The sequence below is a fragment of the Streptomyces mayonensis genome, from assembly GCF_018982965.1.
Lineage (GTDB): Bacteria > Actinomycetota > Actinomycetes > Streptomycetales > Streptomycetaceae > Streptomyces > Streptomyces mayonensis.
The window spans coordinates 94,433-115,778 of the sequence record NZ_JACBYP010000008.1 but is presented as its reverse complement, the minus strand read 5'-3'; the positions used below and the strand labels follow the sequence as shown (position 1 = coordinate 115,778).

Annotated in this window: 24 protein-coding genes; 14 read left to right on the top strand and 10 right to left on the bottom strand. The window is 73.0% G+C overall.

Features of this window, described 5'->3' with window-relative positions; all coding sequences use genetic code 11:
• Positions 1-10: 10 nt before the first annotated feature.
• From HZS56_RS05035 to HZS56_RS05025, 3 genes are all read right to left on the bottom strand, one after another.
• Positions 11-394 (bottom strand): toxin Doc, encoded by a 384-nt coding sequence (locus HZS56_RS05035; RefSeq protein WP_216719454.1) that lies wholly within the window; start codon positions 392-394, stop codon positions 11-13.
• Positions 394-633: a hypothetical protein gene (locus HZS56_RS05030; protein ID WP_216719453.1), complete on the bottom strand. Its 240-nt coding sequence runs from the start codon at positions 631-633 to the stop codon at positions 394-396. Before HZS56_RS05030 ends, HZS56_RS05035 begins: the two co-directional genes overlap by 1 nt.
• Positions 634-743: 110 nt before the next feature.
• On the bottom strand, positions 744-1,679 hold the full coding sequence (locus tag HZS56_RS05025) for a LysR family transcriptional regulator (RefSeq protein WP_216719452.1): 936 nt from the start codon (positions 1,677-1,679) through the stop codon (positions 744-746).
• Positions 1,680-1,930: 251 nt separating this feature from the next.
• Here HZS56_RS05025 and HZS56_RS05020 point away from each other — a divergent pair, with 251 nt between their 5' ends.
• Entirely contained in the window at positions 1,931-3,256 is a 1,326-nt protein-coding gene (locus HZS56_RS05020; protein WP_216719451.1) for an MFS transporter, read from the top strand.
• Here HZS56_RS05020 and HZS56_RS05015 read toward each other — a convergent pair.
• Positions 3,148-4,599 (bottom strand): amidase, encoded by a 1,452-nt coding sequence (locus HZS56_RS05015; RefSeq protein WP_308407999.1) that lies wholly within the window; start codon positions 4,597-4,599, stop codon positions 3,148-3,150. The two genes, HZS56_RS05020 and HZS56_RS05015, sit on opposite strands and share 109 nt — an antisense overlap.
• 158 nt (positions 4,600-4,757) lie before the next feature.
• On the opposite strand from HZS56_RS05015, the gene HZS56_RS05010 reads away from it, so the two are divergent.
• Both HZS56_RS05010 and HZS56_RS05005 read left to right on the top strand, forming a co-directional pair.
• Positions 4,758-5,345 (top strand): TetR/AcrR family transcriptional regulator, encoded by a 588-nt coding sequence (locus HZS56_RS05010; RefSeq protein ID WP_216719450.1) that lies wholly within the window; start codon positions 4,758-4,760, stop codon positions 5,343-5,345.
• A gap of 263 nt (positions 5,346-5,608) precedes the next feature.
• Positions 5,609-6,445, top strand: a complete 837-nt coding sequence (locus tag HZS56_RS05005; protein WP_216719449.1) for an MBL fold metallo-hydrolase — start codon at positions 5,609-5,611, stop codon at positions 6,443-6,445.
• Positions 6,446-6,455: 10 nt separating this feature from the next.
• Here the strand turns inward: HZS56_RS05005 and HZS56_RS05000 are convergent, their stop codons facing one another.
• A complete protein-coding gene (locus tag HZS56_RS05000; protein ID WP_216719448.1) occupies positions 6,456-7,550 on the bottom strand; it encodes a DUF4037 domain-containing protein in 1,095 nt (364 codons plus the stop codon).
• Positions 7,551-7,648: 98 nt separating this feature from the next.
• On the opposite strand from HZS56_RS05000, the gene HZS56_RS04995 reads away from it, so the two are divergent.
• The 4 genes from HZS56_RS04995 (at position 7,649) to HZS56_RS04980 (ending at position 9,816) form a co-directional block, all read left to right on the top strand.
• Positions 7,649-8,047 (top strand): VOC family protein, encoded by a 399-nt coding sequence (locus tag HZS56_RS04995; protein WP_216719447.1) that lies wholly within the window; start codon positions 7,649-7,651, stop codon positions 8,045-8,047.
• A 117-nt stretch (positions 8,048-8,164) separates the two neighbouring features.
• Complete coding sequence (locus tag HZS56_RS04990) at positions 8,165-8,494, top strand: hypothetical protein (protein ID WP_216719446.1); 330 nt, start codon at positions 8,165-8,167, stop codon at positions 8,492-8,494.
• An 8-nt stretch (positions 8,495-8,502) separates the two neighbouring features.
• Positions 8,503-8,967, top strand: coding sequence for a spore-associated protein A (locus HZS56_RS04985; protein WP_216719470.1), 465 nt, complete (start codon positions 8,503-8,505; stop codon positions 8,965-8,967).
• Positions 8,968-9,069: 102 nt separating this feature from the next.
• A complete protein-coding gene (locus HZS56_RS04980) occupies positions 9,070-9,816 on the top strand; it encodes a DUF1838 family protein (protein WP_216719445.1) in 747 nt (248 codons plus the stop codon).
• 8 nt (positions 9,817-9,824) lie between these two features.
• Here the strand turns inward: HZS56_RS04980 and HZS56_RS04975 are convergent, their stop codons facing one another.
• Positions 9,825-10,781: a PDR/VanB family oxidoreductase gene (locus HZS56_RS04975; RefSeq protein ID WP_216719444.1), complete on the bottom strand. Its 957-nt coding sequence runs from the start codon at positions 10,779-10,781 to the stop codon at positions 9,825-9,827.
• A 20-nt stretch (positions 10,782-10,801) separates the two neighbouring features.
• Positions 10,802-11,431, bottom strand: coding sequence for an MSMEG_1061 family FMN-dependent PPOX-type flavoprotein (locus tag HZS56_RS04970; protein ID WP_216719443.1), 630 nt, complete (start codon positions 11,429-11,431; stop codon positions 10,802-10,804).
• 194 nt (positions 11,432-11,625) lie between these two features.
• Here HZS56_RS04970 and HZS56_RS04965 point away from each other — a divergent pair, with 194 nt between their 5' ends.
• The 3 genes from HZS56_RS04965 to HZS56_RS04955 all read left to right on the top strand — a co-directional run bounded on the left by HZS56_RS04965 (position 11,626) and on the right by HZS56_RS04955 (position 13,716).
• A complete protein-coding gene (locus tag HZS56_RS04965) occupies positions 11,626-12,276 on the top strand; it encodes a TetR/AcrR family transcriptional regulator (RefSeq protein ID WP_216719442.1) in 651 nt (216 codons plus the stop codon).
• A 134-nt stretch (positions 12,277-12,410) separates the two neighbouring features.
• Complete coding sequence (locus tag HZS56_RS04960) at positions 12,411-13,235, top strand: endonuclease/exonuclease/phosphatase family protein (protein ID WP_216719469.1); 825 nt, start codon at positions 12,411-12,413, stop codon at positions 13,233-13,235.
• A 67-nt stretch (positions 13,236-13,302) separates the two neighbouring features.
• Complete coding sequence (locus HZS56_RS04955) at positions 13,303-13,716, top strand: cold-shock protein (protein WP_216719441.1); 414 nt, start codon at positions 13,303-13,305, stop codon at positions 13,714-13,716.
• A gap of 354 nt (positions 13,717-14,070) precedes the next feature.
• Here HZS56_RS04955 and HZS56_RS04950 read toward each other — a convergent pair whose 3' ends face one another.
• Entirely contained in the window at positions 14,071-14,685 is a 615-nt protein-coding gene (locus HZS56_RS04950; RefSeq protein WP_216719440.1) for a TetR/AcrR family transcriptional regulator, read from the bottom strand.
• A gap of 138 nt (positions 14,686-14,823) precedes the next feature.
• Here HZS56_RS04950 and HZS56_RS04945 point away from each other — a divergent pair, with 138 nt between their 5' ends.
• Both HZS56_RS04945 and HZS56_RS04940 read left to right on the top strand, forming a co-directional pair.
• Positions 14,824-15,537: an SDR family NAD(P)-dependent oxidoreductase gene (locus HZS56_RS04945; protein ID WP_216719439.1), complete on the top strand. Its 714-nt coding sequence runs from the start codon at positions 14,824-14,826 to the stop codon at positions 15,535-15,537.
• 190 nt (positions 15,538-15,727) lie between these two features.
• Entirely contained in the window at positions 15,728-17,896 is a 2,169-nt protein-coding gene (locus HZS56_RS04940; RefSeq protein WP_216719438.1) for an ATP-binding SpoIIE family protein phosphatase, read from the top strand.
• A gap of 61 nt (positions 17,897-17,957) precedes the next feature.
• On the opposite strand, the gene HZS56_RS04935 is transcribed toward HZS56_RS04940, so the two are convergent.
• Both HZS56_RS04935 and HZS56_RS04930 read right to left on the bottom strand, forming a co-directional pair.
• The gene (locus tag HZS56_RS04935; RefSeq protein WP_216719437.1) at positions 17,958-19,142 is read right to left on the bottom strand and encodes a beta-ketoacyl-[acyl-carrier-protein] synthase family protein; all 1,185 of its coding nucleotides are present in this window, start codon (positions 19,140-19,142) and stop codon (positions 17,958-17,960) included.
• A 313-nt stretch (positions 19,143-19,455) separates the two neighbouring features.
• Entirely contained in the window at positions 19,456-19,905 is a 450-nt protein-coding gene (locus HZS56_RS04930) for an ATP-binding protein (protein ID WP_216719436.1), read from the bottom strand.
• Between the two features lie 306 nt (positions 19,906-20,211).
• Between HZS56_RS04930 and HZS56_RS04925 the strand changes: the two genes are divergently transcribed.
• Positions 20,212-21,084, top strand: coding sequence for a Sco1979 family transcriptional regulator (locus HZS56_RS04925; protein ID WP_216719435.1), 873 nt, complete (start codon positions 20,212-20,214; stop codon positions 21,082-21,084).
• A complete protein-coding gene (locus tag HZS56_RS04920) occupies positions 21,081-21,341 on the top strand; it encodes a DUF397 domain-containing protein (RefSeq protein ID WP_216719434.1) in 261 nt (86 codons plus the stop codon). The genes HZS56_RS04925 and HZS56_RS04920 overlap by 4 nt, the downstream gene beginning before the upstream one ends.
• The last annotated feature ends 5 nt before the right edge of the window (positions 21,342-21,346 follow it).

Genomic DNA, 21,346 nt, shown 5'->3' with positions numbered 1-21,346 from the left:
CGAAAGCGTGTCAGATCCGCCAGGAACGGAGCACGTCGGCGACGGCGTAGATGCTCAGCCCGGTCTCACGGACCTTCCGGATCAGCTCGGACAACGCCCCGTAGGGCGGGTCGATCCCCTCGCCGGACTGGTCCATGTACTGGCCGGTGACGAAGGCGGCGAACAGGCTGTTGCGGTGGGGGAGCGGTTCGAGGCGGACGACGGTGTGCAGCAGGGCGGCCGCCCGCCACGCGGGGTCGGGGTTGGACGCGGCGAGCGTCGGCAGACGGGTCTTGTGCCGTGCGACGGCCGCCACGAGCGCCGAGTAGTCGGTGACCGACACGTCCTCGGTGCCCAGGGCGGCGTCCTGGACGTCGAGGAGCCAGGGGACGTCGACGTGCAGTGGCTCGCTCATCAGGCGGCGTTGACTCCCCCAGCGCGCTGGGACGGCGGGATCTCGTCGGGGAACGCCTCGTCGAACTCGGCGCGCAGCCTGTCCGCCCAGGAGGCGGCGCCGGCGACGAACCGCTTGCGCTGCATCTCACGGACACCGAGGTCGTGCATGTACTGCTTGAGGCTCTTGCCCTCGGCCGCCGCGGCCGCGCGCACGCCTTCCATCTCTTCCTCGGTGAAGGTCACATTGAGCGATGGCATACGCGCATGGTACCTACCCGGTACCTGCGGGCGCGACCCGGCCCGGCCCGGGGCACCGCGACGGCGCCGGGAAGCGGCGACCGGCGAGTACCGGCGGCGACCGGCGGCGTTCAGCGCGGAAGCACCCAGCCCGGCCGCCAGGTCCCGGCCGCGTCGTGCCCGGCGCCGGCGGCGGCCAGGTGGGCACGGAGCGTGGCCAGCGCGGGGTGCGGATTGTCGCGGTGCCACAGGAGCGAGTGCGGATAGACGGGCGTCGGGTCCGTCACCGGAATGCGGCGCAGCCCGTGACCGGCGGGCCAGACGAGCCGGGTCCGCTCGCTCATGAACGTGGCCAGGGCGGGGGTGTCGGCGACCGTGTCGATGAGCACGTCCGAACCGAAGTTGGGCCCCGTCGCCTCGACGGTGAGGCCGAACTCGGCGACGAGGTCCTCGTAGTACGCGCCCCACTCGGTCCCCGGTGCGATGCCGGGCATCCAGATCCGGTGCCCGACCAACTGGGCGACGGTCACCGACCGGGCGGACGCCAGCGCGTGGCCGGGGCCGGTGAGGAGCTGGAGCGGCTCGTCCAGCACCCTGACGGACTCGATGTCCTCGGGCAGCGGCCGGCCCGGCATGGCGACGGCCCGGAAGGAGGCGTCGACCGTGCCGGACCGGAGGGCGGCCAGCGCCGTCTCGATGCCGAAGAGCATCACCACGTCGAGGTCGGTCCCGGGGTACGCACGGTGGAAGTCGCGCATCAGCCCCGTCGCCGCACCGCGCGAGGCGATCACGTCGACGCGCAGCGGACGGCGGCCGGCCCGCACGGAAGCGACCGCGCGCTCGGCGGCGCGCAGCAACTCCCGGGCATGGGGCAGGAATGCCTGGCCGTCGATGGTGAGTTCGGCGCCGCGGGGCGTGCGGGCGAACAGCCGTACACCCAGGCTCTGTTCCAGCGCGGCCACGCGCTTGGAAACGGCCTGCTGGGTGACCCCCAGCCCGGCGGCGGCCTCCCGGAACTGCCCCGCGTCGGCGGCGGCGACGAAGGTGCGGACGGTGTCGAGGTCCATGGCGACACCCTAGGGCTACAACCAGTGGTTGTGTCCCGGCGGTGCTGGAGTTGTTTGACCTCCGCCCACCGCGCTCGCTTCGATGACTGCGGTCGCGCACCGGTTGTACGGATCGCGCGCAGGTCGTACGAGTCGCGCGCAGGTCGTACGACCCGCTCGTCGGTTGTACGAGTCGTGAGTCGGTTGTACGAGCGGAGGGGCCCGGTGTACGTGCCGGAGGTGCGGGTGTACGGGCGAGAGGGCGGCCGGACATGAGGGACGGGCACCGCCTGGGGCGGTCCTTCGACCGGCTCTGGGCAGCGTACGCGACCAGCGCGCTCGGTACCTGGCTGGCCTTCGGGGCGTTCCCGCTGATCGCCGTCCAGGTGCTGGGCGCCGGGCCCGCCGAGGTCGCGGCGCTGTCCTCCGCGGGGGCGGCGGTGGGCGCGGCCGTGGCGGTGCCGCTCGGTCCCTGGGTGGAGTTCCGCAGCAAGCGCCGGGTGCTCGTCGGGATGGACCTGGTGCGCTTCGTGGCGCTGCTGACCATTCCCGTCGCCTACGCGCTGGACGCGCTCACCCTCGTACAACTCCTGTTCGTGTCGGTCGCCGTGGCCGCCTGCGACATCGCCTTCCGCGCAGCGTCCGGCGCGTATCTGAAGATGCTGCTGCCGGCCGAGGAACTGCTCGTCGCCAACTCCCGCTTCGAGGCCACCACCTGGACGACCACGGTCGTCGGACCGCCACTGGGCGGCGCGGCGGTGGGGCTGCTGGGGCCGGTGGCGACGGTGGTGGCCGACGCGTTCAGCCACCTGCTCTCGGCCCTCGCCATCCGGACGACGGACGGCGAGGAGCCGGAGCCGCCGCCCGGTCGCCGTAAGGGCGGGCGCATACGGGCCGGGGACCTGCTCGACGGCTGGCGGCACCTGTTCGCCGACCCCGGGCTGCGCCCCCTCTTCCTCAACACCACCCTGTTCAACGGCCTGTTGATGGCGACCACGCCCCTCCTTGCGGTGCTGATGCTGGGGCGGCTCGGGTTCGCGCCGTGGCAGTACGGGCTCGCCTTCGCCGCGCCCTCCCTCGCCGGACTGCTCGGCTCACGGCTGGCCACCCCGCTCGTGACCCGGTTCGGGCAGCACCGGGTGCTGATCGCGTCCGGAGCCCTGCGCGCGGTCTGGCCCGTGGGGCTGGCCTTCGTGGGGCCCGGCACCGGCGGCCTGCTGCTGGTGATGGGCGTCGAACTCGGGCTGATCTTCTGCTGCGCGGTCTTCAACCCGGTGCACGCCACCTACCGGCTCCGGCGCACCCCGGCCGACCGGGTCGTCCGCACGCTGACGGCCTGGTCGGTGACGACCAAGGCGTCGACCGCCGTCCTGACGGCCGCCTGGGGCGTACTCGGTGGCCTGCTCGGCCCGCGCACGGCCGTCGGACTGGCCGGTGTCCTCCTGCTGGCCACCCCCTTGCTGCTCCCGCGCCGCACCGCGGGCGCGCCCTACCGGCCGGCGTCGGCACCGGCCCGCACGACGGGTGTGCGGCCCGTCCAAGGGAGCGCGCGCTCGAGCTGGCCGGCGAGGCGGAAGAGGAGGTCCTCGCGCCCGTAGCCCGCCGCGAACTGCATGCCCGCCGGCAGCCCCGTCTCCGCGTCGGCGGTCACCGGCACGGACATGGCCGGGGTACCCGCCACGTTGAACACCGTGGTGAACGGTGCCCGGTCGAGGAGGCGCTCGATCCAGCCGGCGCCGTCCAGCGCCTCTCCGCCCTCGGTGTACGTCCCCAGGGGCATCGGCAGCTCCGGCAGCGTCGGGGTGAGCAGCACGTCGTAGGTGTCGAAGTACTCCGCGAGGCTGCGGGCGACGGTGTTGCGCACGGTGAGCGCGGCCAGGAGCCGGGGCCCGGTCACCCCCTGCCCGTAGTGGTACGCGGCCAGGGTCGGTGCCTCCAGGGTGGAGGAGTCGACGGGGCGGCCCAGGGCGGTGGCCAGCGCGTCGACCGTGGCGGCGAGGTTCGCGGTGAACACGCGGGCACAGGCCCGTACGAAGCCCTCCCAGTCGGTACCGAGGCCGACGGGTGTCTCCTCCACCCGGTGACCCAGGGATTCGAGCAGCCGCACGGTACGGGTCAGGGCGTCGGCCACGGGGGCGCTGGTGCGGCGCCCGCCCCAGGCCCCGGCGAGGACGCCGACGCGCAGCGTGCCCGCAGGGCGGGTGACCTCCTCGAGAAAGGGACGGAAGGGCCGCGGCGCCGTGTGCGGATCGCCCGGCTCGGGGCCGCAGACGAGGTCGAGCAGCGCGGCGCTGTCGCGCACGGTACGGCTGACGCAGCCCTGCACGGCGAGGCCGCTGAAGACCTCGTCCGCGTCGGGGCCCATCGAGACGCGGCCGCGGCTGGGCTTCAGCCCGAAGAGCCCGTTGCAGGAGGCGGGGATGCGCAGCGAGCCTGCGGCGTCGGTTGCATGGGCGAGCGGGACCACCCCGGCGGCGACGGCCGCGCCCGCGCCCCCACTGGATCCGCCCGCGCTGCGCGCCGGGTCCCAGGGGTTGCGGACCGGACCGTACAGCACCGGCTCCGTGGTGATGCTGTAGGCCAGCTCCGGCGTCGCCGTGCGCCCGAACGTCACGAGGCCGCCGCGGCGCAGGCGCCGCGTCAGGAAGGAGTCGGCCGGGGCCACATGGCCGGCCGCGAGCCGGCTGCCCAGCTCCGTCCGCCGCCCGGCCACGGTCGTTCCTATGTCCTTGACCAGGAAGGGCACCCCGGCCAGTGGCGAGCTGCCGGGCACGGGCACGTCGTCGGCCGGCCAGGTCTCCACGACGGCGCCGACCCGCCCGCCGACCTCCTCCGCGGCCTCGCGCGCGGCCGCCTCCACCTCCGCCGGGGTCACCTCGCCGTCGGCCATCAGCCGGGCCAGGCCGACTCCGTCGTGGCGTACGTACTCGGTCAGATCCACTGTCACTCCTCAGGAACGGGGACAACGGCATCACTGGGGGATACCTTAAGGTCCCATGTGATACCGGACGGTATCGTCTGGGACGGACTGGTACCGTAGCAGCAGTGCAGGCGCCCCGGTCCACCGGACGCCGCGGATCGGCACGTCACGGAGGAGTCATGACAGCGCCCGCCAGAAGGCCGAGCAGGGTGGCCAAGCTGCCGCCCCGCGAGCGCGTCCTCGACGCGGCCGAAGAGCTCTTCCAGACCGAGGGGATCCGGCGGGTGGGCGTCCAGGCGATCGCCGAGCGGGCCGGGACCACGAAAATGGCGATCTACCGGCACTTCGGGACCAAGGACGCCCTCGTCGCCGAGTGGCTGCGGATCGTCGCCGCCGACTACCAGGCCGCCTTCGACCGTGTCGAGGCCGACTTCCCGGACCGCCCCCGGGAGCAGATCCTCGGCCTGGCGCGCTTCATCGCCGAAGGGCTGCCGGCGATCTCGCACCGCGGCTGCCCCTTCATCAACTCGCTGGCCGAACTGCCCGACCGCTCCCACCCCGCCCGGCAGGTGATCGAGGAGCACAAGGCCCGGCAGACCCGCAGGCTGACCGGCATGTGCGTACGGGCCGCACTGCCCGACCCCGAACAGGCCGCGGCACAGATCACGTTCGTCCTGGAGGGCGCACAGGTCAGTACGCAGAACGGCAGCATCGACCGGGCGGGAGAGCGTCTGATGAGCATGGTCGAAGGCATCGTGGGCCGGTAGCCGGCCTGGAAGGCGCCCCACCGGCGCTCGACGCGCAGGAGGCCGGCCCCGGCGGCAGCACCGGCACCGTCCGAACCGGCACCGTCCGAACCGGCAGCGGCGGCCCGGCGGGGGAGGGGCAGTCCCTGCGGTGCTCGGGGGAGGGTGAGCCCCTGCGGCGCCCGGCCGGTGTCCCCCGTCCCGGAGGTGTAGAGCCGGGCGCCCGGATCACCCGTACCCGGCGAGGGAGATTCACGAGCGACGAAGGCGAAGGTGAGTGCGCCGTGGAAGACACCCCGCCGGACGGCGCGGCCGAGATCCTCTTCATCGGCAACGCCACCCTGCTCATCCGCTACCAGGATCTGACGCTCCTCACCGACCCCAACTTCCTGCACCGCGGTCAGGCGGCCCACCTCGGGTACGGGCTGGTCTCGCGCCGGGTGACGGAACCCGCCCTGGACGTCGCCGACCTGCCGCACGCGGACCTGGACGCCGTCGTACTCTCCCACCTGCACGGGGACCACTTCGACCGGGTGGCGCGGCGGGGCCTGGACCGGGGCCTGCCGTTCGTGACCACCCCGCACGGCTCCCGCCTCCTGCGCGGCCTGTACGGCTTCCGCCGCGCCACCGGCCTGCGCACCTGGCAGAGCCGCACCCTGCGGCGCGGGGACTCGTCGGTGCGCGTCACCTCGCTGCCCGGCCGCCACGCACCCGGCCCGGCACGCTTCCTGCTGCCCCCGGTCATGGGCAGCCTGCTGGAGTTCGGCGACCGCTCGGGAGAGACCCGCCTGGTCGTCTACCTCTCCGGCGACACCCTGATGTACGACGGACTGCGTGCGATCGCCGAGCGGTTCCCGGACATCCACCTGGCGGTCCTGCACCTGGGCGGTACGACGCTGCCCGGCGGACTCGTCGTCACCATGGACGCGGAACAGGGGGCCGGCCTCCTCGACCTGCTGCGCCCACGACGGGCACTGCCCGTGCACTACGACGACTACACGGTCTTCCGTTCTCCGCTGGAGGACTTCCTGGCGGAGGCCGGCCGCAGGGGCCACGACGCGCGCCTCCTGCGATGTGCACCGGGCGAACGGGTGACGGTCGGCGCCGGGGCCGCCGCCTGACCCGGCCCGCTCACGGGGCCTCCGCCACCGCGCCGGTCACCGCGCGGGCCCGCCGAGGGTCGGCGACCAGATCGGTACTGTCCGTGAACTGGTCGACCGTGCCGGTCGGCGGCAGGGCGCGGACGGACGGCTCGGTGATGCGTGCGCCCAGCGCCGCGGCGAAGCGCTCGGCGTGCAGCACCCGGAACGGCCTCGCGTGGTACGGGCGGGTCGTGGGGTCGACCGGTTCGGTGAGCCCCAACCGGTTGTGGGCTGCCGCGACGGCCTCGTAGGCGCCGGCCAGACACTCCTCGCGGGTGCGGACGTCCGTCGCGGCGAGGGCGGCGGTGAGGAGCGGCGTGAGGACGGCCGCCTGCGGTGTATGGGCGAACGCACTGCCCAGCCACTTGCTGTACGGAGGGTAGCGGCGGTCCATCAGCAGGCACAGCCGCATCAGATCCCGGACCAGCCGCCCGGCCACGACGGCGGAGCCGAGTTCGTCGCCCACCTCCCCGCAGCGGCCGACGAAGGCCTCCTCCTGCGAGATGCGGCGCCACTGGCAGGCGAGCAGGTGGAGCCAGACGTCGTGGGGATACCAGTCGAGGCTCGCCCGAGCGGGAACGAGACGCCCGAGCCCGTCGTGGAAGACGGCTCCGGCGGTGACCTCGGCGAGCCGCTGGGCGGGAGTGGCCAGCCAGTCCGCCACGGTGACACCGCGGCCGGGGTCGAAGCCCAGCTGCCGGGTGAACCATCCGGCCGTGTCCGTGATCTCGACACGGTGATGGACCGGCCCGTCGGTCACCCGCATGACACGGACCCCCGGGTCGGCGGTCTCGGCGAAGTGGGTCGGCAGGCCGAGGAACGTCTTCGGCAGGCGCTCCGCGAGCAGCTGCCGGATCTCCGCACCCCGTTCGGCGTCCTGCGGCCGCAGGAACAGCTGGAGCCGGGGGCCCCACTCGTGGTCGGCGGAGCGGGCGGTGTCGAACCCCAGCACCTCCGAGCCGCCGCCGAGGCGGGCGGCCGAGTGCGCGATGCCGGGAGCCTGCGCGTCCAGGAGGGGCCGGACGGCTTCGCGGTAGAAACGGCGGGACAGTTCCAGACCCGGAACGAACGACGGTGTGCTCATGGACGCAGACTGCCCGACCGGGCCCGCACGGGCGAAGCGGTTTCGCACGGTCCGGCGCACGCGTGACACCGTCCGCCCGGCGGGGAGAGCATGGGCGGATGGCACGACTCGGCGACATCGTCTTCGACTGCGCCCGCCCCGCGGCCACGGCCCGCTTCTGGGCCGCGGCACTGGACGGCTACGCCGTCGCCCCCTACGACGAGGCGGAGCTCGCCCGGCTGCGCTCGCTCGGCATCACCAGTACCGAGGACGACCCCACCGTGCTCGTCGAACCGGCGGGCGCGGGTCCGCGCCTGTGGTTCCAGCTCGTGCCGGAGGCGAAGACCGGGAAGAACCGCGTGCACCCGGACCTGTTCACCGCGGACCTCCACGCGGAGGTCCGGCGCCTGACCGCTCTTGGCGCGGCCGTGAGGAGTTCCCACCCGGACCACGTGGTGCTGGCCGACCCCGAGGGCAACGAGTTCTGCCTGGCCTTCGACCCCGCGGCCGCCTCCTAGTCTTCCGCGCCGGGCCCGACGGTTGTGCAGGAATTCGGCCAGGTTGCGGGGGCCGACACGTCGTGACCAGCGTGCTGGGGGCCGATCCGGCTCATCGCCGCGTTCGACGAGTACGCCGTGCCGCCCACCGTGTTCGTCGTCGAGGTCGTCGAAGTCGTCGAGCTGACCGGGACGCGGCCCGATGCCGAGGAGTTCCAGGTCGAGCGGGTGAAGTACCGGTGCTCCGGGGAGAGATGCGGCGACTGCGACCAGGCCGTCGCGGCCCTCGGCGCCACCGATCCGCACGGAAAGCGACACGAACCGCCGTTCGATGCCGTGCGCCTGCACGCGAATGGCTGTAAACAGCCGCCAATGGCGTGCAACCACCGAACCGGCGCAAAGGTCTCAATGGGTGGCTTCGGCAACAGTGTGGAGAAGCCAGTCCAGTCACGGATCGAGGTGCCATGAAGCGTTCCATGAAGACCGTGGGAGCGTCGTTGATCGCGGCAGGGGCCGTCGGAGCGGGGATGCTGGTCACGGCTCCCGCCGCCGGCGCGGCCACCGCCGCCGCGACGGCGTCGTACAACGGGGTCTGCGGCTCCGGCTACAACGTGGTGAACTCCATGCCGGTCGGCAGCACCGGCACGGTCTACCTCACCTACAACTCGTCGAACGGCAAGAACTGCACGGTGACGATCCGCAACAGCACCGGCTCGCCGACGTACATGGTGGCCTACGTGCGCAACGTCGACACCGACGAGGACCAGTACGACGAGGGCGAGTACCGCTCGTACGCGGGACCCGTGTACGTGGCGGCGCGCGGCGCCTGCGTGGAGTGGGGCGGCGTCATCGGCAACCAGCAGGCCTGGAACTACGGTTCCAACTGCGGCAGGCTCGCGGCCGCGACCCCTCAGAAGGACTGGTTCGCCGGCGAACGCTGAGGCGGAACCGCAGGGCGAGCGCCCCGACCTGGGTGAAGCAGGCCGGGGCGCTCCACGCGAACCCGCCGCTCGGACGCGACGCGTACTGACAGAGTACGTCCCATGACAACACCCGCAGAGCTGCTCCGCTCCCTCGCCCGCACCCGGGCCTCCCTCGACGGGGAGGAAGTCACGTACTGGTGGACCGGCGACGTGTACTCCTGGGCCCCGGACGCACCCTACGAGCGCCTCTTCGGCTTCGAGGGGGTCAACGTGGCCCGCCTCGTCCAGGACCCCGAGGACGGCCCGGACGCCTACCGCCTGCTCACCCGCGAGGCGGCCTTCTACCTCGACCCGGGCACCCGCGAGATCCTGGAGACCTGGCGGGACCTGCCGGTGGTGCACGTCTGGAACGACCCGGCCCACCAGAAGTGGCGCCCGTTCCCGGTCCCGGCGACCGACCTCGGCGACCAGATCTGCTTCAGCCTGGAGATTCCGCTCGCCTACCCCTCGCCGCTGCCGGTCGCCGAGTATCCCGTCCACTCGGCAGGCGACACCTACAAGGCGCTGGAGTGCTTCCAGTTCTTCGCCCGCCACGCCGACCTCGCGGGGCCCGCGCCCGGTGTCCCGGCCACCATGTCGTGGACGCGGATGTCCCCGTGGCTGCCGTGGATGGCACGCGGACAGCGGCCGGGCGGCCTCACCTTCCACTGCCGGGGCCGCAAGCTCGGCTCGTACGCCGAGGTCCCCGGACGCACGCGCGCGTACATCGCCGACCACCACCCCGAGTTCGCCCACGCCCCCGAGGAGTGGAGCGAGCCGAACGAGACCAGCTGGACGTACTACCGGAAGCTGCACCCACCGAAGTAGCCGCCCGCTCACAGATCCACGACGAGGCGCGGGGACCGGGCCCGGGACACGCACGGGTACATCCGGCCCGCCGGTGCGCCGATGTCGTCCCGGTGCTCGATCTCACCCCGGGCGACGGCGAGTTCGCAGCTGCCGCAGACGCCCTCGCGGCATCCCGCGGGCAGCGGGTGCCCGGCGTGCGTCAGGGCGTCGAGCATCGACTCGTCGGCGGCAACCGGCACCGTGCGGCCCGACCCGCGGCACACGACCTCGAACGCGGTGTCCGGGCCGAACGTCCTCGCCGACGGGCGGAAGCGCTCCGTGTAGAGCCGCCGTGCGGGGAAGGCCCCCGCCGCGGCGGCCAGCAGGGGCGCCGGGCCGCAGCAGTACACCAGGGTGTCCTCGTCCAGTCCGGCGGCCAGGGCGCCCAGGTCGGGCCTGCCCTCCTGCCGGGTGGCGACGACCCGCACCACGGTCCCGTACTCGGCGCACAGTTCGGCGGCGAAGGGCATCACGTCGGGCGACGGCCCCACGTACAGCAGGCCGGCCGGCACGCCCGCGCGGACCGCGGCCCGCAGCATGGGCAGCACGGGGGTGATGCCGATCCCGCCGGCGACGAACAGGTACCGGGGCGCGGGCAGCAGCGGGAAGTGGTTGCGCGGCAGCGACACCGGCAGCGGCCGGCCCGGGCGCAGGAAGCGGTGGACGTACTCGGAGCCGCCCCTGCTGAGGCGGTCGTGGCGCACGGCTACCCGGTAGGTGTCCCGGTCGGCAGGGTCCCCGCACAGGGAGTACTGCCGGGTGAGCCAGTTGGGCAGCCGGAGGTCGATGTGGGCGCCCGGCTCCCACGTTGCGAGCGGGCCCTCGGTGCCGCGCAGGGTCACGGCGACGACGTCGCCGGCGACACGGTCGATGCGGTCGACGACGGTCGCCTGCGTCGGTGCGGTGGTCGGTGCGGTGGCCGGTGTGGCCGTCGGCGGGGTCATCTGCGGTCGTCCTCCGGCGTTCAGTAGAGCTTGCGGTAGCCGTCCTCGAGCTTGCGCTCGATCACTTCCGGCGGGACGTCCAGGCCGTACTGCTCGGTGAACACCTCGCCGACCGACGGCATCTCGTCGGCGAGCGCCCGGCTCGCCGGGTCCCACAGCCGGGACCGGATGAGGGCGCGGCCGCAGTGGAAGTACACCTCGGCCACCTCGACGACGACGGCCAGCACCGGCCGCCTGCCCTCCGCCTCCATGCGGGCGAGGACGTCGGGCTCGTCGGTGACGTGGGCCCGCCCGTTGACGCGCAGGGTCTCGCGCATTCCGGGGACCAGGAAGAGCAGTCCGACGCCGTCGTTCTCGGCGAGGTTCCCGAAGGAGTCGGCGATCTTGTTGCCCGGGCGGTCGGGGACGGCGAGGGTGCGGTCGTCGAGAACCTTGACGAAGCCCGGGTAGTCGCCCCGGGGCGAGCAGTCGGCACGTCCCTCCGCGTCCGCGGTGGCCATCGTCAGGAACGGCGAGTGGGCGATGAAGCGCCTGAAGTGGTCGTCCAGGCGGTCGGTCTTCTTCGACGCGACCATGGCGTCGGGCAGGCCGAGCCGGGCCCTGACCTCCTGCGGGCCCACCGACCGGATCCGGGTGGCGGTATGCGTCATGAAGGGGTCCTTCCGTGAGTGGCGGCTGATACCGAAAGACCGGCGGGAGACCGGCACACCGGCAGGTACCGGCGGACGGTGCGTCGGCAGGGGGAGTTGCACCCCGACGGGCTCCGCCGCAGTTCATGGCACTATTCTGAGCAATTACTCAGCTTGTTGGCTACTCGCTTTCACGGCGCCGACCAGGAGGTGGCATGACGTCCGACCGACGGGGCCTCGCCCCACGTAAGCAGCCCCGGCAGGTCCGGGCCGAGCTGACCCGCGAGCGCATCCTCGACGCGGCTGCTCACGTTTTCGGCGAGTACGGCTATGCCGCGGGGACCACCAACCGGATCGCCGAGCAGGCACGGGTCTCGATCGGTTCGCTGTACCAGTACTACCCGAACAAGGACGCGATCCTTGCCGAGTTGGTGACCCGGCACCTCGACTCGGGGCGCGCAGCCGTCGTCCGCCAACAGGAGCGTGAGCTCTCCGGCTCCCTGGAGGAGGTGCTGCGCCTCTTCGTCCGGGCCGCCGTCGACAACCACCTCGACGCTCCGCGACTGCTGCGCGTCATGGCCGAACAGGGCCCCCGCTCGCCCGAGCTGCTCGCGAAGGTGGCGGACTACGAGGCCGAACGCCTCGCCCACACCCGGGACCTGCTGGAGCGTCACCCGGAGGCCCGGGTGGCCGACGCCGAGATGGCCGCGCGACTCGTCGTGCTCACCATCGAACTGGTGGTCCACAAGGTCAGCGCGGAGCCGGAGCCGGTGGACCTCGGCCGGTTCGAGGACGAACTGGTCGCCATGCTCCACCGCTACCTCACCGGCCCGCCGGGCGGTGCGCGGGGGCTCGACGCCCCCTGACCCGTCCAGGGCGGCCGATCACCGGCTTCACGGGACCCAACGCAGTGTGTGAAAGTGTGACTTGTTGCAAGGAGCAGGCATCTTCGTAGGTCTTCGTAGGTCTTCGTAGGGGAGGCGGGGTGCTCGGAAGACGCATGGGGCTGCTCGCGGGCGCGCTGGCGGTGGCCTGCCTGGCACTGGTCGGCCCCAGCGCGCCCGGCGGCGGGGCCCCGTTCGCCAGGGCGCTGCCCGCGTACGCCGTCACCGAGGTCGTACCGAACCGGGTCATGACGTGGAACCTGTGCAACCCCTGCGAGGAGAGCAACGTCGACCGGGCGGCGGAGATCGCCACCTACGCGCCCCAGGTCGTCGGCCTCCAGGAGGCGTGCGAGGGGGACGTCAGAAGGATCCGCGACCACCTGGAACGCCTGTACGGGCTGGTCTACCACGTCGAGTACGGGGCGGTGCTCCAGCACTGGGGACGCTGCGGGGGAGCGCCGTGGAACCCCGGGGGCTTCGGTCAGGCGATTCTGTCGGCGGCACCGATGACCGACCCCGTCACCGTCGAGTACCCCGACGGCGGGTCCGAGGGCCGCGGGTACACGGCAGTCACCACGCGGATCGGCGGACGGACCGTCCGGGTCTTCAACACCCACCTCGCACAACGACGCCAGGAGGCGGTCCGTGCGGAGCAGGCCGACGTACTCGCCCGCGCCGTCGCCCCGCACGAACGTGCCCTGGTCCTGGGCGACTTCAACGCCGTGCCGGACGCACCCGAACTCGCCCCCCTCTGGGCGGTGGCCGCGGACACGGACCCCGGGTGCCGCCCGGGAGGGGCCGGCGCGTGCGAGGTGACCACGGACTGGCACAGCAAGTTCGACTACGTCTTCCTGCGGGGCCTGGTCCCGCAGGCGCACCGGGTCCGGCCCACCCCGTACTCGGACCACCACCTGCTCCACACCGATCTGCGCACCGCCTGACCGCCCGTGGTTAGTATGGGACGCGGGTACGGGCAAGGGGCCCGTTGTTGCAGGGGTATGGGTTGACATGGTTGTTGGACGAGTGGTGCGGTTCGACGGGGTCCGGGGTTACGGGTTCATCGCCCCCGAGCACGGCGGCGAGGACGTCTTCCTCCACGTGAACGACCTGGTCGTGCCGGAGTCGGTCATCCGCCCGGGCGTGGTGGTCGAGTTCGAGGTCGAAGAGGGAGACCGGGGCCCGAAGGCGTCCACGGTCGGCCTCGCGAAGGGCGCCGTCGCAGCGCCCTCGCCGGCCGCGGCTCCGAGGCGCACGGCCGACGGCGAGGAGCCGGAGTGCGACATCCTCACGGCGAGTGAGTACGGAGCGGAGCTCACTGAGCTTCTCCTGCAGGCGGTTCCCGGCCTGACGGGCGCCCAGATTCTCGAGGTGCGCAAGGAGATGCTGCGCCTCGGCAGGACCCACGGCTGGATCGACGACTGACCGAGCGCCCGGGATCCGACCGCGGCGGCCACTGAGGCGGCGACCGCCGGACCGTGGCCGTGTGCCTCGCGGGCGCGCACGAGGGTTCCGGTGACCGGCGCGCCGCTCACCGGAACGCCGCCCGGTCGGCCGCGCGGGCATCGGCTCGACCGGTGAGCGCGGGAGCACTCCGACCGGCGCGGCCGTGTCTCGCTCTCGGGCTTCCGTGTCCTTGCTGGCTCCCGCGTCCTCTCGGGCTCCCGCGCCCTCGCCGGCTCTCGTGTCCATCGGGTCCCGCGCCATCCGGCACGCGCGCCCGTCCGGCACCCCCGTCCCTCCCCCGCTCCCGTGTCCGTGGCGCGCGCGAGAGCCGGGTCAGGGCCTCCCGCGCACTGCCGCCACGGACCGGTCGTACAGGTCCATGAGGTCCCCCTCGCCGTCGCCCGCGACCCAGGTCGTCGTCGCGGCGTCCAGGCATGCGAAAGCCGCCGCGACCACCGCCCGGGCACCCGGGTCGGAGCTGTCGCGGACACCGTCCATCCGGGCCTCGACGAGCGGCAGCAGGTCCTCCTGGAAGCGCAGCCGCTTCTCCAGCCAGCCGGCCCGCAGCGAGGCGGTGCGGTGCAGCAGGCGGAACCGCTCCAGGGCGTCCTCGCGGCTCTCGTGCAGGGCCAGCACGGCGGCCACCCCCGCGCGCAGCGCCTCCCAGGCGCCGGTCCCCGTCGGCTGACCGCCCACCGTTTCCGTCAGGACCCGGCCGAACCGCTCCTGATCGCCGCCGAGCAGCTCCTCCTTGGTTCCGAAGTAGCGGAAGAGGGTGCGCTGGGAGACTCCGGCCTCCCGGGCGATCTGGGCGATGGTCGTCTCGTCGTACCCCTGCTCGGTGAACAGGCGCAGAGCCGTGTCGAGGATCTCCCGGGAGGCCAGCTGCCGCGTCCGGTCCCAGAGCGTGGCCGGTCCGCCCGCAGCCGCCTTGGCTTCCTGTTTCATGCGCCCAGATTAACCCAGCACTGCCAGGGTGGCAGTCACAGTTAGTCTGGCAGTGACTGCCAGGGGGGCGTAGGCTGTCAGGACAGGGGTGCCGCCGTCGGCGGTGCACGTCCGTCAGCGAAGAGGAAGGAACACGCCATGCCCGCACCTGCAGCTCTGATCACCGGGGGGACGAGCGGGATCGGCAGGGCCACCGCCGAACTGCTCCACTCCCGCGGCTACCGCGTCCTGGTCACCGGAGCCGGCGGCCACACCGGCGCGGGGCTTCCCGACGACGTCGTGACCGTCCGCGCCGACGCACGGTCCCTGCCGGACATCGACCTCGCGATGGACCTGGCGCGACGGCGGTTCGGCGCGCTCGACCTGCTCTTCCTCAACGCGGGCGTCTCCCGTCCGGGCGCCGTCGAGTCGACCGACGAAGCGGCATTCGATGATCTGTTCGACACCAATGTGAAGGGCAACTTCTTCACCTTGCAGAAGGCGCTCCCGCTCCTGCGCGAGGGTTCGTCCGTGGTCGTCACCGTGGGCGCGGGCGAAGGCCTCGGAGCCGCCGTGACGGCCGCCAAGGGTGCCCTGCTGCCTCTCGTGCGGTCCCTCGCGCTCGAACTCGCCCCGCGCCGCATCCGGGTCAACGCCGTCAGCCCGGGGCTGATCGACACTCCGGCCTACAGCGCGCTGGGCATCTCCCCGGAGACGGTCGCCTCCTGGGGCGAGGGCGTCCCGCTCGGCCGGGCCGGGACCCCCGCCGAAGTGGCCGAGGCCGTTGCCTTCCTCGCCTCCGACGCGGCCGGCTACATCACCGGCGAGAATCTGGCGGTGTCCGGCGGAATGGGTGTTCACGCCCGCCCCTGACGGGTACCCCCGCCTCACGCTGACCGGAACCTGTCGCTCCGTTGGTGTGGGCGCCGTGGCCCCGGGTGTTATTGAATGAGGTGTGTGCGGCACGGGGCTCCGGGGCCCGACGGTGCTCCGGGCCCTGCCGGACGGGTCCGGGCACGGCCCGGGGCTGTGCCGGGGTTGGCGAGCGAACTGGGAGAGCCGTATGGACTCCACACCCTCCCCGTCGTCCTCGTCGTCGCCGTTCGACCTCGTCAGCAGCGCCCTGGGCCAGTACATCCCGCGCGGCACGGCGGCGGCAGCGGCGGCCGGTGCCGCGGATGCCCAGGGGGACCGGGCGTCCGACCCGGGCGGATCCGTGGACGGGGCGGCCGAGGGGCGGGAGCAGATCCTCGGCGCGGTCAACCTGGACCGGGAGCTGAGAATCACCCGCAGCAATCTGGGTGCCCCCGTCTTCGCGGGCCTGGAGGCCGTGACCGGGAGCCCCTTCACCGATCTCCTGCCGCCCTGGGACGTGCCGACGGTCACCCGCAGGCTGCGGCACGTCCTCGAGACGGGCGAGGCACATGTGGCCAGGGTCCAGCGCCTGCGGCGCTCCGACGGGTCGGAGCTGGTGGTCTCGATGAGCATCCTGGCCGCGGCGGCGCCCCAGGAAGGACTGACCGTCTCCCTGATCGCCATGGCCAGACGGCTGCACCTGTACGCCGCCGAGACCGCGATCGGCACCTCCCTGGACATCGGCGAGACGGCGCAGTCGCTCGCGGAGTCCCTGCTGGCCTGGGGAGACGTGGCAGCCGTCGACCTCGACCTGGCGGTCTGGACGGGCGAGGGGGTCACCGAGCACCCGCACGGGCGCATCCGGCTGCGGCGGGCGGCCCTGGTGCCGGACCGGGCGTGGCCCGAGGGGTACGTCACGGTGGGCCAGGACCTCCCCCTGGACGCGAGCCGTCTGCTCGCCCAGGCGATCCGGCGGGACGACGCCCCGCAGGCCCTCGTCATCCCGCACCGGCGAGCGATCGAACGGGTGCTCGGCAACCCGCAGCTGGTACGCGCCCTGGTGCCCGGCGACAGGTCGGCGGGCGTGGTGTGCGTCCCGCTCGTCCTGGACGACACGCCGCCCGTCGTGCTGGGCGTGGTGGAGGTCTGGCGGCGGGCGGACCGCCCCTTCGACGACGGCGAGCTGTTCGACCTCCAGGAACTGGTGGCCCGTACCTCCCACCACGTCGACCTGGCCCGCCGGCACCAGCGCGAGCACACACAGGTGCTGGCACTGCAGCGCCGTCTGCTGCCCCGCGTCGGCGGCGACACCGTCGAGACGGCCAGCGTCTACCAGCCCGCCACCCCCGACAGCGCGGGCGTCGGCGGCGACTGGGTCAACAGCTTCCCGCTGCCGGACGGCCGTACCGCGCTGGTGGTGGGCGACGTCGTCGGGCACGGTCTGGGCGCCGCGGCGACCATGGGCCAGCTGAGCATGGAGGCCCGTGCCCTGCTCTCCGCGGGCCTGGCGCCGGACGAGGTGCTGGAACACCTGGACGAGACCGTGACACAGCTGGACGACGCGGAGTCGGGGCTGGCCGCAGGCTACAGCGCCCTCGGGTCGACCTGCTGCATCGCCGTGTACGACCCGGTCAGCCACCGGGTGGCGCTGTCCAGCGCGGGTCACCTGCCCCCCGTCCTGGTGCCCCCGGAAGGGCCCGCGGCCCCGCTCGCGGTCCGTCCCCACCCGGGTCTGGGCGCCGAGTTCGCGCTGCGGGAGCCGTTCGAGGTGCACACCTTCTCCGCACCTCCGGGCTCCCTGCTCGCCCTCTACACCGACGGCCTGGTGGAGGACCCCGCACTGTCGATCGACGAGGGCATCGACCGGCTCGCGGACGCGGTGTCCCGGGTGCACCCCTGGGACGCGCTGCCGCAGGCGGCACGGCACGTGGTCGCCTCGCTCGCGCCGGCCCGCCGCCGCGACGACGTGACCCTGCTGCTGGCCCGCACGATCGGCTACCGCAAGGGCGACACCGCGACCTGGCGGCTGCCCGCCCGCGACGACGCGGCCGCCCGGGCCCGCACGCTGGTCCACGCGCTGCTGGAGCGGTGGGGCACCAGGAGCGACCTCCGCGACAGCGTGGTACTGCTGGTCAGCGAGCTGGTCACCAACGCGGTCCGGTACGCCGGCGGGCCCATCACGGTGCGGTTGATCAGGGTCGGCCACGGTCTGCTGTGCGAGGTGGGGGACGCAGGCAACGGCAGGCCGCGGCTGGGCCGCAACGCGCTCCTCGACGACGGCGGCCGCGGCCTGCACATCGTGCACCGCCTCACCACCCGGTGGGGAGTGCGGTGGACGGACACCGGCAAGGTGGTCTGGGCGGAGGTCGCCAGGTGAGACGTCCGCGGGGGGCACCCGCGGACGCCAGGCGGACGGAAATGGCCTCACAGGTCCTTGGCTAGAGCCATTCCCCTTCGAGGGCGGTGGCCGTGAGTCCGGGAGCCGCCGCGTACAGGACGGCGCGCGTACCCGGCTCCTGACCGGCGTCGTGGGCCCTGCGCATGATGTCGAAGACGGCCGCGCCACCGCGATTGCCGCTGGTGTAGCTCGCGCGGCTGTGGTCCAGCAGGCCCGACGGCCACTCGGCGGGCATCGTCTGCTCCATGTACTCGAGGACCCGGGTCCCGCCGGGGTGCGCGAGCAGGACGTCGGGGTGCCAGGACGTGGGGTGGTCCTGGTAACGGGTCCGCAGCCACTCCCACATCGCCGTGACCGTCTGCTGCACGGCCCGCGGCCCGCGCCGGTCCATCACGAAGTGGGTGCCGTCCTCCCGCGTCTCCAGGCGGTGCAGGTCCCGGGTGTCCGGCAGGGTGTGGTGCCAGGCGGCGTCCAGCCGCAGCACCGACTCGGGCCGCGGGCGCCCCGTGACCACCGCGGCGACCGCGGTGTCGGCGAACAGCAGCCGGACGATCAGGGACTCCAGGGTGTCGTCCGCCGGCTGGTAGGTCGTACTGAGCGCCTCGGAGATCACCACCAGGACCACCCGGTCGGGATCCGCCGCCACGAGATCGGCCGCCAGCGCCAGGGACCGGGTCCCCGCGACGCAGGCCCACTGGGCGGCCGGCAGCAGCGTCACGTCGCCCCGGAGGGGGAGACTGTTGGCCAGCGAGACGTCCAGCCCCGGCAGCGCGGGGGTCGTCGAGTTGCTGGTGATCAGGCAGTCGACGTCGGAGGGGTCCAGACCCGCGCTCTGCAGCGCCCCGCGCGCCGCACGCTCGCCGTACGCCTGCACGGCGTCCCAGGCAGGGGCCGTGCGCTCCTGTACGGTCTGCGGCGCCGGTATCGCCTCGAGCGCGGCGATCGCGCGGTCCACGTCCTCGGCCGAGAACCCGTCGAGGGCCAGCGCCTCCCGCGCCGGACCGGCCGCGGCGGCCGGCAGGGCGCCCTCGCGGCCGGGGGCGACGGCGGTCTCGAGCGGGAGCATCCAGCCCCGGGTGTCGATGCCCGTACTCGCCGCGATGCCGTCGATCCGCGGCGCCCACGCGGCATGCGGGTGCCGGCCGCGCACCTCCTCCACGATCTGGCCGGTGCCGACGGCGTGCTCGCCGTGGATGACGGAGGGAGGGCACAGGTATGCGGCCACGATGCGCACCTTTCTGCGGTGACGGAGGGGTACGTCACGGGCGCTGTGGCATGGCTCACTCCACCACTCCGGTCCAGCACACCGCGATCAAGTCGGGGCCGGTGCACGCCACTTGGCGGCACGACGGCATCCACTACCCAGCATGCACGCCAAAAGGACATTTACGCTGTGAGCCACACAACTCGGGCCGCCGTCCCGTCGGGTGACGCTGCACACACCGCAGGACGCGCACCGCAGGAACGGGGCGGCCCCGTGCGGCACCGCCGTGGGGCCGCCCGCGATCGACCACCGGCCGGGGGCAGGACCCGGGGGCTCAGGGCTCCACTCGCAGGACGGCCCACACCGCGGTCCCCCCGGTGCGCGCCGAGCGGACGGCGCCCCAGGAGTCCGCGAGCTGCTGCACGATCAGCAGGCCGCGACCGCTCTCGTCGTCGGGGCCGGGCGGCCGGGCGCCGGAGGGGTGCGCCTCGGTGCGCCCGTCGTCGTGCACCTCGACCCGCAACCGCTCGCCCGGTGTCAGCGACAGCCCGCACAGCATGCCGGTGCTCGCGGAGTGGACGACGGCGTTCGTGGCCAGTTCGGAGACGAGCAGTACGGCGTCGGTGCACACGTCGCCGGGCAGCCGCCAGGTGCGCAGCTGCCGGCGTGCCGTGTCGCGGGCCGTTCGCACGCTCGCCCGGATCGAGGGGAGGTCGAACCAGTGCTCCCGGTCCGCCGGTGTGGTGGCTAAGAGATCGGGCGAGGAGGCCGTGTGGGGGGTCACGTTGATCGCCTTCCAATGCGGACGGGCGCGGCGCAAGGGAGCGGGCCTGGTCCGGGGCGCAGGGAGAGGGGGAGGGGGAGAGGGGACAGTCTGCTGTCCGTGCGCAGGAATGTAAGTCCACACACACGCGCAGGAGTTGACGGCGCCCCGGCCGGTCGGGAGGGCTCGCTCACGAGGCAACTATGCTCGCAGCGCACTTCATGCTGCAACCGCTTCCCTGATAATTTCAGCGAGACGTGATCAGGGTGGTGTCGTCATCAAGTCGCTGTCAGAATCGAACAGTGACAGCCCATCAGGAGGTAGGGCGTGAGTGAAGCCCGATCCAGCACCGGTACGAGCGCCCCGACGGTACTGCGCATGATCCTCGGCAGGCGGCTCCAGGACATGCGGCAGGCCGCCGGTGCGTCACTGGCCGACGCCGCGGGGGCCCTGCGGGTGACGCCCCTGACCATCCGCCGCCTGGAGAAGGCCGAAGTCGCCCTCAAACCCCTCTACGTCGAAAAGCTCCTGCAGACCTACGGCGCCGGGCAGCAGGAGACGGACGAGTTCGTCACGCTGGCCGAGCAGGCCAACAAGCCCGGCTGGTGGCACGCGTACCGCGACGTGCTGCCCAGCTGGTTCACCGCGTACGTGAGCCTGGAAACGGGCGCGAGCACGCTGCGCACCTACGAACCCCACTACGTCACGGGGCTCCTGCAGACCCCCGCCTACGCCCGCGGCGTCCTCCGGGGCGGCTTCCCGGGCGACGCGGAGGACGAGCTGGACCGCCGCGTCCACCTGCGGCTGCGCCGGCAGAGCCTGCTCGACCGCGAGAACGCGCCCACGCTCTGGGTGGTCATGGAGGAGGCCGTCCTGCACCGGGTCGTAGGCGGTCCCGACGTCATGCGCGAACAGATAGACCGGCTCCTGGAGGTGTCGGAACTGGACCACGTCAGCATCGACATCCTGCCCTTCGAGGTCGGCGCCCACGTCGGCGCCTGCGCCCCCTTCACCTACTTCCGGTTCGAGGAGCCCGAGCTGCCGGACATCGTGTACAGCGAGATCCTCTCGGCCTCGGTCTACCTGGACCAGCGCGACGACGTCGTCGCCCACCTGGAGGCCCACAACAGGATGTCCCTGATGACCTCGTCCCGGGCCGCCAAGGCACTCCTGAACCGCATGCGCAAGGAGTACTCATGACCACCACCGACGACACCGTCTACAACGGCATGCCGGCCTGCGACCTCGGCGAACAGGGCTGGGAGCGCCCGTGGAGCGGGCCCAACGGAGGCCAGTGCGTCGAGACCAAGCAACTCGCGGACGGCCGCGTCGCCCTGCGCCAGTCGACCGATCCCGCCGGTCCGGCGCTCATCTACACGCCCGAGGAGATCGGCGCCTTCGTCCGAGGGGTCAAGCAGGGCATGGCCGACCACCTGACACCGCAGCACACCTTCTGAAGGGA

Bases quoted from the DNA above. Each gene is read 5' to 3' on its own strand.
- HZS56_RS05035 (WP_216719454.1), bottom strand. From the start codon at position 394: ATGAGCGAGCCACTGCACGTCGACGTCCCCTGGCTCCTCGACGTCCAG.
- HZS56_RS05030 (WP_216719453.1), bottom strand. From the start codon at position 633: ATGCCATCGCTCAATGTGACCTTCACCGAGGAAGAGATGGAAGGCGTG.
- HZS56_RS05025 (WP_216719452.1), bottom strand. From the start codon at position 1,679: ATGGACCTCGACACCGTCCGCACCTTCGTCGCCGCCGCCGACGCGGGG.
- HZS56_RS05020 (WP_216719451.1), top strand. From the start codon at position 1,931: ATGAGGGACGGGCACCGCCTGGGGCGGTCCTTCGACCGGCTCTGGGCA.
- HZS56_RS05010 (WP_216719450.1), top strand. From the start codon at position 4,758: ATGACAGCGCCCGCCAGAAGGCCGAGCAGGGTGGCCAAGCTGCCGCCC.
- HZS56_RS05000 (WP_216719448.1), bottom strand. From the start codon at position 7,550: ATGAGCACACCGTCGTTCGTTCCGGGTCTGGAACTGTCCCGCCGTTTC.
- HZS56_RS04995 (WP_216719447.1), top strand. From the start codon at position 7,649: ATGGCACGACTCGGCGACATCGTCTTCGACTGCGCCCGCCCCGCGGCC.
- HZS56_RS04985 (WP_216719470.1), top strand. From the start codon at position 8,503: ATGAAGACCGTGGGAGCGTCGTTGATCGCGGCAGGGGCCGTCGGAGCG.
- HZS56_RS04980 (WP_216719445.1), top strand. From the start codon at position 9,070: ATGACAACACCCGCAGAGCTGCTCCGCTCCCTCGCCCGCACCCGGGCC.
- HZS56_RS04975 (WP_216719444.1), bottom strand. From the start codon at position 10,781: ATGACCCCGCCGACGGCCACACCGGCCACCGCACCGACCACCGCACCG.
- HZS56_RS04970 (WP_216719443.1), bottom strand. From the start codon at position 11,431: ATGACGCATACCGCCACCCGGATCCGGTCGGTGGGCCCGCAGGAGGTC.
- HZS56_RS04965 (WP_216719442.1), top strand. From the start codon at position 11,626: ATGACGTCCGACCGACGGGGCCTCGCCCCACGTAAGCAGCCCCGGCAG.
- HZS56_RS04960 (WP_216719469.1), top strand. From the start codon at position 12,411: ATGGGGCTGCTCGCGGGCGCGCTGGCGGTGGCCTGCCTGGCACTGGTC.
- HZS56_RS04955 (WP_216719441.1), top strand. From the start codon at position 13,303: ATGGTTGTTGGACGAGTGGTGCGGTTCGACGGGGTCCGGGGTTACGGG.
- HZS56_RS04950 (WP_216719440.1), bottom strand. From the start codon at position 14,685: ATGAAACAGGAAGCCAAGGCGGCTGCGGGCGGACCGGCCACGCTCTGG.
- HZS56_RS04945 (WP_216719439.1), top strand. From the start codon at position 14,824: ATGCCCGCACCTGCAGCTCTGATCACCGGGGGGACGAGCGGGATCGGC.
- HZS56_RS04940 (WP_216719438.1), top strand. From the start codon at position 15,728: ATGGACTCCACACCCTCCCCGTCGTCCTCGTCGTCGCCGTTCGACCTC.
- HZS56_RS04920 (WP_216719434.1), top strand. From the start codon at position 21,081: ATGACCACCACCGACGACACCGTCTACAACGGCATGCCGGCCTGCGAC.